Source organism: Streptomyces sp. x-19, from assembly GCF_046549115.1.
Classification (GTDB): Bacteria; Actinomycetota; Actinomycetes; order Streptomycetales; family Streptomycetaceae; genus Streptomyces; species Streptomyces albulus_C.
Window position 1 is genome coordinate 1 of record NZ_JAJPWK010000109.1, and the last position, 731, is coordinate 731.

The 731-nt window shown below is 69.6% G+C and carries 1 protein-coding gene; it reads left to right on the plus strand.

Going from position 1 to position 731, the window contains the following annotated elements; translation table 11 throughout:
• Positions 1 to 340: 340 nt before the first annotated feature.
• On the plus strand, positions 341 to 731 hold a 391-nt coding region (locus tag ACLJT4_RS42485), incomplete at its 3' end, for a helix-turn-helix domain-containing protein (protein ID WP_411130522.1).

Below are 731 nucleotides of genomic sequence, written 5' to 3' on the forward strand. Positions count from 1 at the left end.
TGTGGATTGCCACTCAGGATGGTGATGTTGAGGGCAGGACTGTGTCATTCCGGATGAGCATGGTGATCTGATCGTTGCAGGTGGGTTGATCTTCGGGGTGCTGAGGGGCACGGTGACCATGTCTTGATCGGCAAACGGCCCTCCCGTTGTCGTTTGGTCGCGAAGCCGGGAGGGCCGTTCAGGTGCGCCCGGAGGCGCTTTGATCACCGTAGAGGTGGACGCCGGGGATGTCGAACGGCGGCTGGTAGCAGGCGAGTTGGAGTGTCCAGCGTGCGGCGGGACACTGACGGCGTGGGGGTGAGCCCGGCCGCGTGGACTGCGCGGGCCCGGTGATGCTCGGGTGGACGTGCGGCCGCGCCGTTCACGGTGCTCGGGCTGCGGGGCCACGCATGTATTGCTGCCGGTCATCGGCTTGTCGCGGCGGGCGGACGTGGCCGAAGTGATCGGGGCCGCGCTGCGGATGAAGGCGGCCGGGGCCGGACACCGGACGATCGCCGAGTGGCTAGGGAGGCCGTGTTCGACGGTGCGGGGTTGGCTGCGCCGGTTCGCCGGCCGCGCCGCCGTGGTCGCGGGGATCTTCACCTCTCATCTGGTCGCGCTCAGCGACGACCCTGCGGCGGTGCTGCCCACACCCGCCGAATCGGTGTTCGCCGACGCGGTGGCGGCCGTGATCGCAGCGACGAACGCGGTCCGGGGCCGGTTCGCGATGGTCGCTGCGCCCATCTGGCAGG